We start from the raw sequence: 17,442 nt of genomic DNA, 5'->3' as shown, positions 1-17,442 counted from the left end.
GAAGAAATGGGTAATAACGGCCTAATCCCCCGTTTATTGAACGGTAGTATTTTAAAATCTGCGATCAAATGACTGATGTATCCACTTATACAAGTGTAGAAGACACCCTCAATCCCGAGAGATCCTTCTAACTTTGAAGCAATGATTCCAAAGAAAATGACACCTAAGATGACGCGATTATGATATAAACCCCCAGCAGGATTAGCCACATTTCTGATAAAGAGAACCCTCCCATCAATACGCCAATTCCGGTGATGGTTAACATATGCTTTTGCTTAATGAATCCCGAGACCACCATAATCCCTATTCCAATCCCGAGACCAAACCATTTCCCTGTAGCGCTGCCTTCATAAAAATCTTGTTCTTTTTTACAGGATCAGTCTTACTCCTCCTTATCACTTTGATTTTTTATCCCTATACAAAAAGCCCACCACCGCCTAAGGTGATGAGCAAGATAATATGAGATCTTTCTTTTACTTTTACAATTATTGAGCTGTATAGCCACCATCAACAGTTAAGCTATTCCCAGTCATGAATGAGGAATCATCACTTGCCATAAATAGTACAGCTTTTGCCATTTCTTCTGCTTGGCCAAGACGTTTCATCGGAGTCATCGCAGCTAATGCTTGTTTACTTTCTTCTGGAATAATTGGGGTATCAATGAAACCAGGGCATAATGAATTAATACGAATATTTTGTTCTGCATATTCAAGTGCAAGTGAACGTGTTAAGTTAATCACGCCGCCTTTTGATGCGTTATAGGCTGCTGAACCAGGTGAACCAACCCAGCCGTACATAGAAGCTGTATTCACAATTGTACCGCCGCCCGTTTTTAACATTTCACGAATGGCTTCCCGTGCTACTAAGAATACACCATCTAAATCAACATTTACTGTGTTCCGCCACTCAGAGTACTCTAAATCATGTGAAGAATGAACACGCCCAATACCTGCATTGTTGAATACAACATCCACTTTACCGAAAGTTTCAACTGCTTGTTTAAAGACACCAGCTACATCATCTTCACTAGTAATATTTGCTTTTACAAATAGTGCTTCAGCATTTTGAGATTTCAATTCTTCTTCAAAAGCTTTCCCTTTTTCTTCATTTAAATCAACAAGAACCACTTTGGCTCCTTCAGACACGAATAAACGTGCTGTTGCAGCACCGATACCGGATGCTCCCCCAGTAATCACGGCTACTTTATCTTGTAATTTTCCCATAATAGATCCCTCCAGTATAATAAATTCAATGCTATTATCACAACTTATCCATAAAAGATATATAAATCTATCTTTTGTGCTATTTTGTTCACAATTTAATTGTACTATTCTGTTCACATATAACAATCAGTAAGATATTATTAAGTGTCTAACTAGTAGACACATTGAGTTAATTTGTCCATTTTAGGGAGGCTTTTTGATGAATAAGAAACAAACTTTGACATCTCAACGGAGAAATCGGACAAAGGAACATTTAAAGTTAGCACTAATAGAACTCATAAAGGAGAAAGGTTATCATTCTGTTTCAATAAAAGACATTGTAAGCTATGCCGCTTATAATCGTAGTACCTTTTATGTTCATTACCAAGATAAAATTGAGCTTGCAAACAATTTACTCGATTCTATGCTTCAAGGATTAGAAGATTCAGTTGGTAAACCCTATGTACCTGGACAAAAAGTATATACAGCAAAACTAAATGCACCTTCCTTTAATATCATTTCCTACATATATGGACATCGGAATTTTTTTGAGCTGATTAAACACGAAGACACTTTACCAGGATTACATACAAGATTCCCTGAAACCATCTTAAAAATTTATCAGCAACAATTTATATTTGAAACGATTAACAACATCCCAGTCAACATGGATTATTTTAAACGTTATACTGCTTATGGCTTTTACGGACTACTACTGAATTGGATTACAAATGATTTCAAAGTAACCCAAGATGAATTTATCAAAGAAGTGATTAATCTAACGAAAACGCATATTTACTCGGTTGAGTATATTAGAGAATAACATATCTATTGCACCAGTCACTGGATTCATGGAAAAAATCAAAAGTGCTTCCTCCAGCTAAAAATCCCATTACCAATTAGGCAAATAAGCTTTTTTGGATACAAAAAAAGTGCCTGACCCCCAGTGCGTTTTTGTGTTAACGCACTGGGGTCAGGCACTAAATCTATTTGGCGGGGTCCCTCTTTAAATTTCCAAATCTATATTTCTACCTTAGAAATAGGTAATAAGAGCTTAATACCCCTTTTATTGAAGGGTAGTATTTTTAAATCTGCTATCAAATGACTGATGTATCCACCTATACAAGTGTAGAAGACACCCTCAATTCCGAGAGATCCTTCTAATTTTGAAGCAATGATCCCAAAGAAGATGACACCTAAGATGGAATGGGTATAGCTACGGTGCGATGACAAGGACGCGATGATGATATACCCCCCCAGCAGGATTAGCCACATTTCCGATAAAGAGAACCCTCCCATCAGTACTCCAATTCCGGTGATTGTTAACATATGCTTTTGCTTAATGAATCCCGATACCACCATAATCCCTATTCCAATCCCGAGACCAAACCATTTCTCTGTAGCGCTGCCTTCATAAAAGCTATAAAAAACCATTAAGATCCCGATCAACTGAGCGGCCATCCGAATGACTTTATGGGATAAGGTAATTTTGCCGCGAAGCTTTCCATCAATGTCAAGATCGGGCATTAATCCCGAAACCGCCCCTAATCCGACAAAAAAGAGAGTCTGAGAAGGAGAGGATTGGAAAGTGTTGGCCACGATAAATCCTGTTGCCGCGCCAATTGCTGTGTGTGCTGTACCATTCACTAGTTATTACACCCCTATTTCAATTATTACTCTCCTTATCTTACAACAAAACATTTGTTCTGTTTAAAAAAACCAAAAAATCCTACTATTCTCCTATTCTAGAGCCAAACAAAAAAAGCCAAGCAGTATGCCAGGCTCTTGCAAAACTAGTTTGGCCCAAGATGTTTTTTAAGGAACTCTGCCATCATCGAATACGAATTGATTTTATTTTTTAATTTCACCATCGTATGCCCTTCCTCTTCAATGCGAATAAACTCTACTGGATGATCTCGATTCTTTAGTTTCCTGACGATCTGCTCAGATTCTTGAATAGAAACCCGTGGATCATTCACACCATGAATGACCATTAAAGGAGCTGCAATGTGATCCGCATGATTCAACGGGTCGATTAGGTCGAAGTATTCTCCGTCTTTTTCAATCGTTCCATATTCTGCTTCCCTCAGCTTTTTCCGCCAAGGACTCGTTGTTTGTAAGAATGTTCGAAGGCTGGACATTCCTACTATATCGATACCAGCTGCCCACATATTCGGATAGTGGCTGGCAGCAGCAAGCACGATAAATCCACCATAGCTTCCACCGACAATCGCTACCTTTTTCGGATTGATCCTCCCTGTTTTTTTAAGCCATTCCACTAGATAAATGACATCCTTCAGGGCATCCATTCGTTTGCGGCCATCATCAAGGTGAGTGTAGGTTTTTCCATAACCTGTACTTCCGCGGATATTGGGAGCTGCCACAGCATATCCTTGGGTTAAAAAAAATTGTAAAAAAGGGCTGTAGACAGCACGGGTTTGACTTTCGGGTCCACCATGAATATAGACGACAAGCGGGGATCGCTCGTCTCTATGATTGGGCTTATAGTAAAAAGCAGGTATCGGACGTTGGTCAAACGATGGAAACGATATGATTTCTGGCTCAATTAATTTTTCCTCCAGGATTGGAGCACGAGAGATATATGTAAGCCGTTTGGCTTGGAGGGTGTTAATCTCCACCTCCCAGATGTCAGAAGGATGCGTAGGCCCATTTAGGACAAATCCCACCTTTTGTTGGTCAGGTGTAAATCTAAGATTACTGATTACTCCCATGGGAGTTTCCCATGTATACAGCTTACTTTGAACAAGGTCTACCAGAAGACCCCTCGATATTCCTCCTTCATTCATGGAGTAAGCTAATTTATTTTTATCCTTATCCAAGACCAAGCCTTCAATATCCCACTCTCCCTGCTCGAGCCAAGTCAATTGTTTACTGGCTATGTGAATGAATGCAAGCCCGAAGAATTCTCTGTCCTGATTCGTTAATAGGTAGATATGGTCCCCATCCTTATTAAAATGAATATCTTTATAGCTAGCTTCACCCATATGAGCTGTAATCCAGTTCATTTCTCCAGTAGAAAGCGAAAATACCCCTAGATCATGATCAAGTGGCGAGTTTGCCTTTTTAACCAATAGTGTTTTTCCATCTGGAAACCATTTTTCAACTAAATACGTCCCATCGGCGGCAAACACAAGCCGGATTTCCAGTGTCTCCAGATTTTGAATATAAACATCTAAAGAATTTTGACTTCGGCGGTTGCTGGACCATGCAATCCACTTCCCATCAGGAGAACTGTCACCAAACAAATGAATATGTTCAGGAGAGTTGGTCAGTGCTATTTTTTCGCTACCCTCTTTTAATAAATACAATTGCTCCTTTTCATCCCCATCCATGTCCATCCCAATAACAAGATCCGATGTGCTGGCAATATATTTAATAAAGGTGATTCCTTTCATTGTAAACGATGTTTGGGCAGGCCACCTGTCCTCTCTATCAAGCTCCCATACCTGTGGCATCCCAGTAAAATCAGAAATAAAGCTGATTTTCTTGCCTTTAGGATGGTATTCAAAACTTTTCACCATACGGACATGGATAAAAGGGTCAATCGTTATTTCATCCATTCTATTACCACCAATCATAAATTGAGTTTTCTCTACTCCATTCTATTTAGAGGTGGCTCATATCATTCTGGATTTATTTGAATGGAAAAAGACGAATCGGAGGTCGAATCGTCTTTTTTATATTCTGCTATTCAAAAACTCAATGAACCATTTCACACATTGATAGGTGGTTTCCCAATCCGCCTGGTCCTCTATCCCCCAACAAGCATAAAGTGTCCCTAAAGCCACTGCGGCTTTTAACAAGCGTTGACGATCAAGTCCCAGCTGTTCACTGATGGTATCAATTCGGAGTTTGAGTATGCTTTTTGGATCAGTCTTTGACTCTAGTTGATTCACCAAAAAGGATATCACATCAAAGTATGGATCCCCAGCAACTCCTTTTGGATCAATCGCCATCCAGCCTTGCTCCTCGGAATACAATATGTTTTCATGATGCAGATCGCCATGGAGAAGTTCAGAACCAGCCGATGAATCAATCACCTGTTGGAAAAATTCGTCTGCTAACTGAATATGTTCGTGAGAAATCGGGCCATTGGGGAAATACTTCCGATATCGCTGCAGTCCCTCAAACCAGTGGATAAGGGATGGTGTGGATGTTCCGTTCGGTATAGGCCGGCGAATCGCTTTCCACACCTTTATAAATGTTTCCACCACAAGCATTTCATCCATTTCCTCTGAGAGCATCCTTCCAGGGACGAGCCGCTCTAACAACATAACGCCTTTTTCCGGATCAGACTTCAGCAGCTTGGCACAGCCATTTCCATCATAGGCCTTCAGTGTTACGATCTCATTTCGTGTATCAAAGTTAGGCACGCCTAGCTTTAGAATCAACGGGGTTCCCTCTGAATCGTTTACCTTCATTACATAATTATAGGAAAGGTTATTAACAGGACCTTCACTGGAAAGATTCCATTTTTGTAAATAAGCTTGGGCTGTTTGTTCTAGTGACCCTAACCAGGACTTTCCGTCGGACCCAAAGACGTTGATTATTTTTTCCTGAAATTCACTAGAGATTTGCATAAAAGAAAATTCTCCTTACTATTTCAATTATTAAAAAGGTTCTATCTTTCCGAAATTTATCCTAATACCCTAAAATAGCTACATACTGATTTTGCAAAACAAATCGATTATCTACCCAGCCTAAAGTATTCAAAAAATATCCTAAAGAATCTGCATTATATCTTCCGGCAATTTTTTGATACGCCAATAGCTCATACACCTTATTTAGATCAAAATCAACAGGATATAAGCCGCTTAGAGGATTTACAAAACCCGTAATAGGACTTTTCAATTTGCCGTTTTCATCATATATTTCAGTTAAATACTCAGCACCTTTTGTTGATATGTCTATGATATACTTTTTATTATTACTCTTGCTGACAACTTCTACTTTGTAATTGTCTTGATAACTAACCTCATATTGGTATTGCTCATTATATTCATTGAAATCAAATAGTAATTGTGGTTTATTTTCCACAAAGGAATAAATATAATGGTACATGATTCCACCACTGCCACCTGTAGAAATACTTATTAAAATATTATCTACTCCATTACCAGTAAAATCTCCTAAGAATATAGTAGGATTGTAGCCAGCATTTTCTCGAAGTGGGACACTTTTTACGCTGCCATTTCTTCCATCTTGAACAAGCAGAGTAATATTTTGAGTAAATGGACTAGCTGGAGTCTTTATTCCGGTTAAATAGACATGATCAGGAACTCTATCCCCAGTTACATCACCATTTGCAAACGCAACCACACTTGGCTGATTCCTAGTTGTCCTAGAATAATAGTTATACATAACATACTCCTTTTCATGAGGACTATCATCATTATTTTCTAACGGCAATATCATGCCTTCATTACGTAATATCTACTCACAAGCAACATAAAATTTATAAGGCAAATTGAATTTATATTGGAATATAATACGCTCCCCGCTCACAAAGTTTCCGGAGGATTTCGTTAATGACTCATCAAAATGGAGGGGAAAAAATGAAAAAATACGGTTCTTTTTCTGGTACAGTTACCATGATTCAAGATTATTTAATAGGTTCAGATGAAGAATTAAAAGGGTGTTTTAAATTAATGTCCTTATTAGGAGGAGATGGTTCAATAGTAAATTTCGTGATAAGTCCAACCACCTATTTTCTAGACCATGTTATGGTCTCAGTTGGAGACCGTGTGACTGGTTTTTATGATGTAAATGTACCTGTTATTCTTATTTACCCGCCACAATATCAAGCCCTCATAATCGTAAAAGAAAGCCCTTATCAAAATGTAAAGGTAGACTATTTTAACAGCCAGCTGGTGAGTAGTGATGGTCAGTTACAATTGAATATTTCTATTAAAAATCCGATATTATTACAAAACAATCAACCCTTCACATTGAATCCTGCAAACCGAAATCTGCTTGTTGTATATGGTCCTGCCACATTTAGCATTCCTGCCCAAACTACTCCCTATAAAATCATTGTTCTGTGTTAGATGCATCAAGGGGCGTAACAGCCCTTTTTATTTTTTATTTTTCATTAATTACTCCCATTTTAACTATATTAAATATGGCCTTAAGTATTAGGTTCATTCGCGGGTTATCCATCCATTCTGCAATCTTTATATCGATGAAAGCATGGTCTGGAAAAGGGAGCAAAACTTTATTGAGATTTATGAAAAAAGTATTTAAATAGGTTTACTTAAAGTTAAATTTAGTTTATTCTTTACATAGAAATTCTATATACATATATATTCTATGTAAATCTCTAAGAAGAGCTTTTTATCAAACGGGAAAATTTGGAAGATAAATTTGTTGTGTTTTAAGAGAATTACAGTTTTAACATATAGGGGTGGAAGTATGTCATCAATCTTATTAATCGGTCTTATTGGCGTATTACTTGTTATTTTCCTCAAGAAGCCAGCGATGAACAAACTCAGTGATAACAATAAGCTGGTGCAAAAGCTAAGAAATGCTAAATGGTTTCAAAATCATTGGGTAACAGGATCATTCTTATTCGTCCTAAATGCTGCTTTATTTTTTTCTACATGTCTTGTGCTTTATATATTAATGCATTTCTTGATTCCCTATCTTCATATACCTGTGATGTTTTTAGCAGTAATTGGAAGTGTTTTTTCATGGATCGTAATCAATAAAGCATGGCAAGGGACGCAAAGAAACCGTTTGAAGATTGGGGCCTTCGGCGGCAGTTTTTATCTGATCATGACTTTTATATTTGTTTACTGGTTCGTGACACTAAAACCAGCTTTTCCAGGTGATGATACCTTTATGGCATCAATAGGATTACTTTTCGCTATAATCGTTACAGCCGTTGCGTTTATTACCTGTTTTGTTATGACCGGCTTTTCCAAGCAGAAAAACTGAAAAAATCCACAAAATAAAAGACCTCTTGTTGAGGTCTTTTATTCTGTAAACAAGTAATTGTAATGGGTCTACTTTTTAGGCTGATCTAGTGCTTGATAAGCCTGCTGGTATTTTCCCCCGTCAGCAACTTCTGAGTGATACAAAGCCTTGAGGGCATTGTTTTTTTCAAGGCCGTGTTCTGACTTCAGTTCTTTTAAGCGTGTATGCAATTCTTTATGATCCTTGATCAGCTGCTGCATTTGCGATTTTATATACTTCAATTTCTTAACTCCTTTTAAAAGCAATCTGTTTCCAAAGTATAACATGAATACATTTTATTAAAAAAAATCTATCTATTGAAAATACTAGAGACAACCTTCGTCCATTTAATCCTAAAAGGATTTTTAAAAATATTTTTCATTCGCTGCTCTTGCGCTTGTCCCAAGCCAGAAGTGTTCTATCTCCTAGACGCAGCCTCCATAAAAAAGGATATAAGGTAATTCGCTTAATTTTAGTCTCATATACCCAATTTACTGAAAACTATAAATGTTTTAAATTTTCTATTGACCTGCTATAAATCTCTCTTTATAATCTCTAAATAGAGAATAACATTCACCATTGCGATAAAGAAGAGTGGTGTTAAGGAAGGAACATACAAATTCACTTGTATTTTTTAGAAAACGCTGTCATTTATTTTATCATCTTAAGGAGGAGAAACTTTGGCAACAATTAATACCACAGAAGTTATAGCTAAAAGTAAATTTAACCGTTTTCATCTAAGTCTTCTTATATGGAGCTTTATTATTATTTCGTTTGACGGATATGATTTGGTGGTGTATGGAACCGTTCTGCCGACATTGATTGAAAAATGGGGTCTTACCCCTGTCGAAGCCGGAGCTATCGGAACCTATGGATTATTTGGAATGATGTTCGGTGCCATCCTTTTTGGAACACTAGCTGACCGGATTGGAAGGAAAAACGTGATTGCGATTACCTTACTATTATTTAGTTTATTTACCTTCTTATGCGGCTTCACAGACTCTCCCACTGTTTTCTCAACCTTTCGCTTTTTAGCAGGATTAGGACTGGGTGGAATTATGCCGAATGTTATAGCATTATTAACAGATTATGCACCCAAAACAATGAGAAGTATGATCGTTTCCATTGTATTGTGCGGATATTCAGTCGGGGGTATCCTTGCCCCTTTATTAGGCATCTTTATCATGCCAAGATTGGGCTGGGAGGCCATCTTTTGGACTGCAGGTCTTCCTCTATTACTTTTGCCCTTTATCCATAAGCAATTACCTGAAACGTCCAGTTATCTCATTCGAACTGGCAAAAAGGACAAATTGATTGCGACACTAACCAAGGTAAGCCCTGGTCTTACATTCAATCAAAATGATAAAATTGTTGAATTAAAAGTACCAGACACCAAGGTTCCTATTATTGGATTATTTAAAGAAAAACGTGGTTTAAGTACGGTGATGTTTTGGGTTGCCTTTTTTAGCTGCTTGTTAATGGTTTATGGCTTAAATACCTGGCTTCCTAAGCTAATGATTGAAGCAGGATACGGACTAAATTCCAGCTTAGCCTTCTTAATTACCCTGCAAGGCGGTGCAATTATTGGAACACTTATAATCGGCCGGCTTTGTGATAAATACGGATCCAAAAAAATGCTTGTTCCGATGTATGCCTCAGGTGCACTTGCTTTGACTCTACTTGGATTTGGCGGTAATTCTGCATTCATTTATCTCTTAGTTGCCATTGCAGGCGCAGCTACCATTGGTGCCCAAAATATTGTACAGGCCTATGTATCCCAGTACTATCCTCCATATGTCAGATCGACAGCATTAGGAATGGCATCAGGCATCGGGCGAATTGGCGGTATGCTTGGACCACTTTTAGGAGGATTCCTCTTATCCATATCTTTACCGATTCACTTAAATTTCATTGCGTTTGCCATTCCTGGTTTAATAGCCGCAATTGCCCTAGCCATGGTGCCTGTGAAAAGGGCTTATATTAATGAAAACGAGACTAATTTAAAATCTAATATAAACCAAATAGGTTTGCATACTCAGCCTTAATCCGCCTAAGGAAAAACCCAGTAAAATTTACTGGGTTTTTCCTTTCTTCTATCTATTTAGTTCCTTGGTCGAGAATATCTTGGTTCATTAGAAAGGCTTCTGCTAGGTTATGATTGGCGATCGGCCAATTCCTTAATCAATTGTTCAATCTTCTTTTTCCTGATTTGCTCCTGTTTCTTAGCCAATCTTACTTCCTGGTTTAAAGCCTTATAAATAGACACACACATAAAGGTCATAATTATCCCAAACGGCAAAGCAGTGACAATGGAAGCTGTTTGCAAACTTTCTAATCCCCCGCTCAGCAATAAAACAATGGCAATGGAGGATTGGAGAATTCCCCATGAAATTTTTATCCGATTTGACGGATTAAGATCCCCATCAGATGATAACATGCCTAAAACAAAGGTGGCTGAGTCGGCAGATGTAATAAAAAAAGTAACGATTAATAGGGTGGCTATTACACTCATAATCGTTCCAAATGGTAATCCTTCAAGGGTTACAAACAATGCTGAGGTAATATCATTCTGTACAGCTGTAGCGACTTTCCCACCCTCAAACATTTCGAAGTGCAGGGCACTGCCTCCGAAAACCGAAAACCAAATAAAACTAAATAAACTAGGAATCAGCAAAACACCTAGAACAAATTCTTTAATGGTTCTCCCTTTCGATACTCTCGCAATAAACATTCCAACAAATGGAGCCCATGCAATCCACCAAGCCCAGTAAAACAGGGTCCAATTTCCAATCCACGGATTATCTTGAAAAGGAGTTAATCTAAGACTCATTTGCAGCAGATTTTGAATATAGGATCCAATGCTTACTGTAAAAGTATCTAACAAAAAGGAAGATGAGCCTAGAGTAAAGGTTAACAGTAGTAGGAGAATAGCCAAAATGAGGTTCCCATTACTTAGCAGTAAAATTCCTTTATCAAGACCAGTAGTTGCAGAAATAAGATAAAGAACGGTAACAACCACGATAATGATGATCTGCCAGGATGTGGAGGTCGAAATGCCGAACAAATGGGATAAGCCCCCGTTTACTTGTAAAGCACCCAGCCCAAGTGATGTAGCCACACCAAATACTGTAGCAATAATTGAAAGGATATCTATTGCTTTTCCAATTGGTCCTTTTACTTTTTCCTTTAAAAGTGGGTAAAAGGTAGAGCTTATCAATCCCGAATAGCCTTTTCGATATTGAAAATATGCTAACGATAAAGAAATAATGGTATAGATCGCCCAGGGATGTAGTCCCCAATGAAAAAATGAATAACGGACCGCCAATTTTGCAGCTTCAGCCGTTTTAGCTTCGCCATAGGGAGGGTTCATATAGTGAGAAATGGGTTCAGCAACACCCCAAAAAACGAGGCCGATCCCCATACCGGCACTAAACAGCATGGCAAACCATGAGAGGTTTGAATATTCGGGCTCATCATCATCAGAACCTAAACGAATGTTTCCAAATTTGCTAAACGCTAAATAAAAAGCAAATAGTAAGAATCCCAAAGCTAAAAATAAATACAACCAGCCAAAGTTATTTATTGTAAATGAAAAAGCCTCTTTCGATATAGCCCCCATATTTTTTGGTGCTATGGCTCCCCATAGAACAAATAATATTGTAATTAAAATTGATAATTTATAAACCAAATTTCCTGTCCCCCTTGTTAGCATATTTCTTATGATTTGTTAGAAGAGATTGATTATTCTCTGCCATATTGAAGTGCTTTTTTATTTTTCCCAAAACCTTCTTTATTTCCCCGAAACTGATCCTTTTGAATTCCTGAATCCACCTATTAGCTGTGACAAAGTGTGGGCCCTGTTTATTATAGTACCAACTCATTATTTTTTGCAAAGTTGTTGCTTTAGCATATCATAAGATATATAAAAATTCCTCTATGTACTGAAACCTCTAAATTCCTTAGTCATAACTCCTGTTTGCTCAATTAACCAATTCCTTACATTTTTAATATTAAGTACACTTTCTTTTGATAGTTGATTGTATTGGCAATTTAGGTCTATCATATAGGAGACACCTCTTCTGTGTGGTAGTGTTTTTATACACTTACCAAAGAAAACGGTGTTTTTCGTTTTTAAAGAGATGTCAAATAACATACTAGTTAATGTATAATATAGAACCCATCCTAGGAGCGAACACAAATGGAGCGCAAGGTTTTTGTAAGGAATGTACCCATGAGGCGGATTGGATTCGTGGTTCGTGGTGCAATTGTTGGGATTGTGGCAGGTTTAATTGTCAGCTTATTTCGGCTGTTCATTGGAGAAATATTAAAGGTTGTAAAGTCTTTCTATGCTTCCTCTCAAGGAAATCCCTTTTTATTGTTTTATGCCATTATCGTTACTTTAATTGCAGGATTTGTGATCAGCTGGATTATTAAAGGAAACCGAAATATTAAAGGGAGTGGGATTCCGCAAGTCGAGGGTCAGATTCAAGGAGATATAGAGCTTCAGTGGTGGTCTGTACTTTGGCGGAAATTTGTCGGAGGAATTCTTTCCATTGGTTCTGGCGCCTTTCTTGGCCGGGAAGGTCCTTCCATCCAATTAGGGGCTGCAGTAGGTCAAGGGGTAAATCAATTTACCGGCGGAAATTCTACTGATCAAAAGATATTAATTACGAGTGGTGCGAGTGCAGGATTAGCAGCTGCCTTTAATGCACCTGTTGCTGGCCTGCTTTTCGGATTAGAGGAAATTCATCATCATTTTAGCTCTACTCTGCTTGTCACTTGTTTTGTTGCCTCCATCACAGCCAATTTTATTTCATTGAATATTTTTGGGATGACACCTGTTTTATATATGGGTGATATTCCTCGGTTCCCTCTCGAAAGCTATTTTTGGCTTATTTTATTAGGAATCGTTTTAGCTGCATTTGGTTTATTGTATCAAAAGGTTCTTTTTCGTTTATCCAATTGGTATAGGCATATTCATTTCCTGCCAGATTATATGTACGGATTCATTCCCCTTTTATTAATTATTCCAATAGGCTATTTTATGCCTGATATTTTAGGAGGCGGGGCAGAAGTTGTTTCTGCACTCAATAATACACATTTCACTTTAGAAATTTTAATTTTTATCTTTATCCTACGGTTTATTTTTTCTATGATTTCCTATGGGAGCGGTCTGCCCGGTGGTATTTTCTTACCACTATTGACCCTTGGAGCCTCTTTGGGTGCCATCTTTGGCCAAACTATCTCTACCTATTTTGGTGTCGATGAGAGTCTCATCCGCTGTTTTATCGTTTATGCAATGGCAGGTTATTTTACTGCGATTTGTAAGGCGCCATTGACTGGGATCATTTTGGTTTCAGAAATGGTAGGGAGCTTACAAGCACTTATGCCGATTGCCATTGTTTCCCTCGTTGCTTACATAGTTGCTGACTTGATAGGGGCAATCCCTGTTTACGAGGGCTTATTAAGTCAATTATTAGGAAAACAGAATGGTCACCGAAAAGGATACTATACTACCTTTGTTTATCCTGTAGATGTGAGCAATCAATCATTAGTAGGGAAAAAGGTCAAAGATTATCCGTGGCCGGAGGATACCCTATTAATTCTTATCCGCAAAGGAGACAATGAAATTGTCCCACGTGGTGATACCGTCATTCAGGCAGGAGACTTTTTATATATTTCGGTAGATGCCGGGCAGGAAAGTTTCATTCGTCGGAAACTGAATCAACAAGGATGAGGATATTAAGGCGAACCGTTACTGTCACTGTTCGCCTTAATATTTCTGCATTCACCCCGTAAGAAAACATTTTATTAGCCTATTAATATTTTTTCTTCCGCATATCTTACCTTTGATTCTTTTTGAGTTTTTAAAATTGCAAAAGCCATCGTTAAAGGTCCAAGTCTTCCTATAAACATCATTAATGTAATTAAAAGTCTTCCAATTGGTGTTAGATCTGTTGTTAAACCTGCTGATAAGCCAACCGTTCCAAAGGCAGAAATAGTTTCAAAAAGAATACTGCTCATCTCGGCTTTTTCCGTATAGGTCAATAAGAAAAAAATAGTGAAAATGAAAATGATTGCTGCCACCACGATGGATAAAGCCTTATTCACATATTGCCATGAAATTCTTCTTTTGAAGATATTTACATCGTTTCGGTTGGTTAGGACGGTCCAAAATGCAAAAATGATAATGGCGTAAGTGGTTACTTTTATCCCGCCCCCTGTAGAACCAGAAGAAGCTCCTATAAACATTAAGGCCATCATAAATACTTGAGATGAAATGGTCATTTGTGAAATATCTATGGTGTTAAAGCCTGCTGTACGAGGCACAACACCTTGAAAATAGGATGCCCAAAGTTTATCTCCCAGCTCAAAGTTTCCAATTGTTTGGGAATTATCAAATTCTGAGGCTAATATGATTAGAGGCCCTACAATATTTAGAATGAGGGTCATCAATAAAGCTACTTTAGAATGAAGAGACAACTTACGCAGGGATTTTTTATTTAATAAATCTAGGATGACAGTAAAACCAATACCTCCAATGATAAAAAGGAAGGTAATTACAATATTGACAATGGGGTCTCCCACCCATTTACTAAGATTGTCAGGTTCTAAGCCAAAACCAGCATTATTAAAGGCAGAAATAGAATGAAATATTCCATAATATATGGCTTTCTTCCATGGCATTTCTGCTGCCCAATTTATCGCTAAGATAATTGCAGCCACTATCTCTAAGATCAGAGTAATTAGTATAATCCGCCTTACCAGGTAAACTACTCCTGAAAGTGTAAAAACATTTAGTGAATCTTGTAGCAATAAACGCTCCTTTAGTCCAATCCTCTTCCCTAAAATGATGAACATAAAAATCCCTGTCGTCATAAATCCCCAACCACCAATTTGAATCAAACAAAGAAGAACAATTTGTCCAAATAAAGTGAACGTTGTACCCGTATCTACAACTGCCAAACCTGTCACACAAACAGCTGAGGTTGCCTCAAATAAAGCATCTATAAAGCCTAGTCCGGGCCCCTTCTCATTTGTAGCAATTGGCAACATAAAAAGACAGGTTCCTAGTAAAATCAGGCTTCCGAAACCAATAACGAGAATTTGAGCTGGATTTAATTTAATCAAATCCCCTTTTCTCTTAAGCAATTTCATATGAATACTCCCTCGTAAAGAAATAGTTACTAGTGCAATATTTGTTAATAAAAAGAACCACTGAACATTGACAATATTTCCAATGGCTTCTAAGATAACGATCGAAAATAATGGAGCATTAGGTTATAGTTTGATGCCGCATGCTAGACCAGTCACAATGGGGGATTTGGAACAGATTCTTCCACAAATTAATATGGCTAATTCTACTAACAAAGATAACATATTTAATGAGGTTATTTCAGGTAACAATTCTTAGGTTTTAACCTGCACTGCTTATGGGGAAAATAAGCATAATCTCTCTTGTAAAATTTCTACTACTTCATCTGGCACTTCCCTGACCTTGATATCTCCACCTAGGAAAAGCAGCCAATTGGTTATTTCGTTCAACTCTTCAGGAAGCTTCACATTGATAAAAGTCTTTAGAATGGCTGTGGTTTGGTAAGGATTGGTATAGGAAATGGAAACTTTTAAAGGATGGTATTTTTTGAACTGGGCAATGGCTTTTGGACCAAGTTCAAGGACAAGGTTGATTACATCCTCCTGCTGTTTTAGTTTTCCTAAAATTTTTTTCTTGTCCAATCTTTTTTTCGTAGGATAGGGTTTGATATGTACGAGATAGTCGACAGGAAAAATCTGCTTCCTTTCTTCCTTTAAGTCAAAGCCTTCAATAAGCCAAACACTTTTTTCACGATAAAGGTGCAAAAGATAAATTGGATAAGTTTTGATTACCTCCTCTACTTTGATAGTAATCAATAAATACCTATCTAAAAGAAGAAGTTGAATGACCATTTCTAACATGGGATCGGGGATGTCTGACAGATCAAGAAGGTCGGGATTATTGGGATTGGTGCTTTCAAAAAGCAAGATTTGATTTAAAAGAACGAGTGTCTCTTGCTGGTTTTCTGAGATGAGGCCTAGTAACTTTTCAGCTAATGACTGGCGGCTCTTCAGATAGGGGAGTTGTTGATTTCTTGTGGCCATAAAGGCAATAAAAAGAGCCTTGACCTCATTATCGGTAAAGCGAACTGCGGGAAGGACAGAGTTGTTCATGACAAAATACCCCCCATCCCTTCCAACTTCAGCAACAAGCGGCATTCCCATTGCCTCAATTTCTCTGATATCTCTAATGGCTGTCGAACGAGAGATGTTAAATTCTCGCATGATTTCTGAAATGGTAAAGTGGGCGCGGTTGTTGATATACCGCATGATGATATTGATCCGTTCAACTTTTTTCATTACGGCTCCTAAACAGTTTCATTTTTTGACATCATTAAAGGTTATTATAAACTCATCAAGTGAATGAAGAAAAGTCATTTGATTAATTTTTAAAAAAGGAAGGTTTTAAATATGGCAGATTATACCCTTGAAGAAAAAAACAGCTTTACCGTGATTGCTTTGGGAACGGAGCTTAAGAGCCATTACACAGACTTTGCTGGCTTAAATAAGGAAAAGTCGGACTTTTGGGAGGCAGTCAGCCAAGATGGACGGCTTGACACCTTAAAATCTATAGCCACCAATGACTACGTTTTTGCGGTGAACGAAGCGGTGAATAACAAGATGATGCATTATGCCGGTGTCATGGCAGATGCATCGGCCGCACCAGAAGAAGCCAGAGTGGTTCAATTTCCTAAGGGGGATTATGTAGTTGTGAAAGGGGAAGCGAAGACTACTGATGAATTGAATAATATGCTTGCTGGCATTGCCTTTGGTCAGGTACTTCCAGAAGCAACGAATGTTGCCTATGTTGGCGGGCCAAATGCATCGGTTGAAATGGGGCAGCGAAACGGCTTAGTTTTTGGTGAAATGTGGATTCCTGTTGTTAGGAAATAAAGCGTTAAAAGTTGGGATGGGAAATGTTCAATCTCGTTGATTTTAAACAATTTTGGCCTTACCTTGTCCGAAGTTTACTCAACTTCGGACACCAGCTCTTCTTATTGGCCTTACCTTGTCCAAAGTTCACTCGACTTCGGACACCACCTCTTCTTTTTGGCCTTCCCTTGTCCAAAGTTCACTCGGCTTCGGACACCACCTCTTCTTTTTGGCCTTCCCTTGTCCAAAGTTCACTCGACTTCGGACACCACCTCTTCTTTTTGGCCTTCCCTTGTCC

The 17,442-nt window shown here is 38.1% G+C and carries 15 protein-coding genes; 6 read left to right on the top strand and 9 right to left on the bottom strand.

Annotated elements, in window-relative coordinates; translation table 11 throughout:
• Nucleotides 1–485: 485 nt before the first annotated feature.
• A complete protein-coding gene (locus tag AC4E8C_RS03520; RefSeq protein ID WP_490210295.1) occupies nucleotides 486–1,223 on the bottom strand; it encodes an SDR family NAD(P)-dependent oxidoreductase in 738 nt (245 codons plus the stop codon).
• 199 nt (nucleotides 1,224–1,422) lie between these two features.
• Here AC4E8C_RS03520 and AC4E8C_RS03515 point away from each other — a divergent pair, with 199 nt between their 5' ends.
• Nucleotides 1,423–2,025: a TetR/AcrR family transcriptional regulator gene (locus tag AC4E8C_RS03515; RefSeq protein WP_490210293.1), complete on the top strand. Its 603-nt coding sequence runs from the start codon at nucleotides 1,423–1,425 to the stop codon at nucleotides 2,023–2,025.
• A gap of 197 nt (nucleotides 2,026–2,222) precedes the next feature.
• On the opposite strand, the gene AC4E8C_RS03510 is transcribed toward AC4E8C_RS03515, so the two are convergent.
• From AC4E8C_RS03510 to AC4E8C_RS03495, 4 genes are all read right to left on the bottom strand, one after another.
• Nucleotides 2,223–2,849 (bottom strand): metal-dependent hydrolase, encoded by a 627-nt coding sequence (locus AC4E8C_RS03510; RefSeq protein ID WP_490210291.1) that lies wholly within the window; start codon nucleotides 2,847–2,849, stop codon nucleotides 2,223–2,225.
• A 146-nt stretch (nucleotides 2,850–2,995) separates the two neighbouring features.
• Nucleotides 2,996–4,783 carry a S9 family peptidase gene (locus AC4E8C_RS03505; RefSeq protein ID WP_490210290.1) on the bottom strand — a complete coding sequence of 596 codons (1,788 nt, stop codon included), beginning with the start codon at nucleotides 4,781–4,783 and terminating at the stop codon, nucleotides 2,996–2,998.
• A gap of 117 nt (nucleotides 4,784–4,900) precedes the next feature.
• Nucleotides 4,901–5,803 (bottom strand): aminoglycoside phosphotransferase family protein, encoded by a 903-nt coding sequence (locus AC4E8C_RS03500; RefSeq protein ID WP_490210289.1) that lies wholly within the window; start codon nucleotides 5,801–5,803, stop codon nucleotides 4,901–4,903.
• 61 nt (nucleotides 5,804–5,864) lie between these two features.
• The gene (locus tag AC4E8C_RS03495; protein ID WP_490210288.1) at nucleotides 5,865–6,632 is read right to left on the bottom strand and encodes a VCBS repeat-containing protein; all 768 of its coding nucleotides are present in this window, start codon (nucleotides 6,630–6,632) and stop codon (nucleotides 5,865–5,867) included.
• A gap of 146 nt (nucleotides 6,633–6,778) precedes the next feature.
• Between AC4E8C_RS03495 and AC4E8C_RS03490 the strand changes: the two genes are divergently transcribed.
• A complete protein-coding gene (locus tag AC4E8C_RS03490; RefSeq protein ID WP_490210286.1) occupies nucleotides 6,779–7,270 on the top strand; it encodes a hypothetical protein in 492 nt (163 codons plus the stop codon).
• 364 nt (nucleotides 7,271–7,634) lie between these two features.
• Nucleotides 7,635–8,159 (top strand): hypothetical protein, encoded by a 525-nt coding sequence (locus AC4E8C_RS03485; RefSeq protein WP_490210285.1) that lies wholly within the window; start codon nucleotides 7,635–7,637, stop codon nucleotides 8,157–8,159.
• A gap of 68 nt (nucleotides 8,160–8,227) precedes the next feature.
• Here AC4E8C_RS03485 and AC4E8C_RS03480 read toward each other — a convergent pair whose 3' ends face one another.
• Nucleotides 8,228–8,419, bottom strand: coding sequence for a hypothetical protein (locus AC4E8C_RS03480; RefSeq protein ID WP_490210283.1), 192 nt, complete (start codon nucleotides 8,417–8,419; stop codon nucleotides 8,228–8,230).
• Between the two features lie 438 nt (nucleotides 8,420–8,857).
• On the opposite strand from AC4E8C_RS03480, the gene AC4E8C_RS03475 reads away from it, so the two are divergent.
• Nucleotides 8,858–10,222: an MFS transporter gene (locus AC4E8C_RS03475; protein WP_490210282.1), complete on the top strand. Its 1,365-nt coding sequence runs from the start codon at nucleotides 8,858–8,860 to the stop codon at nucleotides 10,220–10,222.
• A 107-nt stretch (nucleotides 10,223–10,329) separates the two neighbouring features.
• On the opposite strand, the gene AC4E8C_RS03470 is transcribed toward AC4E8C_RS03475, so the two are convergent.
• A complete protein-coding gene (locus AC4E8C_RS03470; protein WP_490210280.1) occupies nucleotides 10,330–11,865 on the bottom strand; it encodes a glycine betaine uptake BCCT transporter in 1,536 nt (511 codons plus the stop codon).
• A 510-nt stretch (nucleotides 11,866–12,375) separates the two neighbouring features.
• Here AC4E8C_RS03470 and AC4E8C_RS03465 point away from each other — a divergent pair.
• A complete protein-coding gene (locus AC4E8C_RS03465; protein ID WP_490210279.1) occupies nucleotides 12,376–13,914 on the top strand; it encodes a ClC family H(+)/Cl(-) exchange transporter in 1,539 nt (512 codons plus the stop codon).
• A 74-nt stretch (nucleotides 13,915–13,988) separates the two neighbouring features.
• Here AC4E8C_RS03465 and AC4E8C_RS03460 read toward each other — a convergent pair whose 3' ends face one another.
• The gene (locus AC4E8C_RS03460; RefSeq protein WP_490210278.1) at nucleotides 13,989–15,335 is read right to left on the bottom strand and encodes a TrkH family potassium uptake protein; all 1,347 of its coding nucleotides are present in this window, start codon (nucleotides 15,333–15,335) and stop codon (nucleotides 13,989–13,991) included.
• A gap of 273 nt (nucleotides 15,336–15,608) precedes the next feature.
• Complete coding sequence (locus tag AC4E8C_RS03455; protein WP_490210276.1) at nucleotides 15,609–16,571, bottom strand: helix-turn-helix transcriptional regulator; 963 nt, start codon at nucleotides 16,569–16,571, stop codon at nucleotides 15,609–15,611.
• Nucleotides 16,572–16,682: 111 nt separating this feature from the next.
• Here AC4E8C_RS03455 and AC4E8C_RS03450 point away from each other — a divergent pair, with 111 nt between their 5' ends.
• Nucleotides 16,683–17,165, top strand: coding sequence for a GyrI-like domain-containing protein (locus AC4E8C_RS03450; RefSeq protein WP_490210275.1), 483 nt, complete (start codon nucleotides 16,683–16,685; stop codon nucleotides 17,163–17,165).
• Nucleotides 17,166–17,442 lie beyond the last annotated feature (277 nt).

Source organism: Neobacillus sp. SRL179 (genome assembly GCF_984799095.1).
The sequence above is the reverse complement of the archived record's forward strand: the minus strand, read 5'-3'. Positions and strand labels throughout refer to the sequence as shown.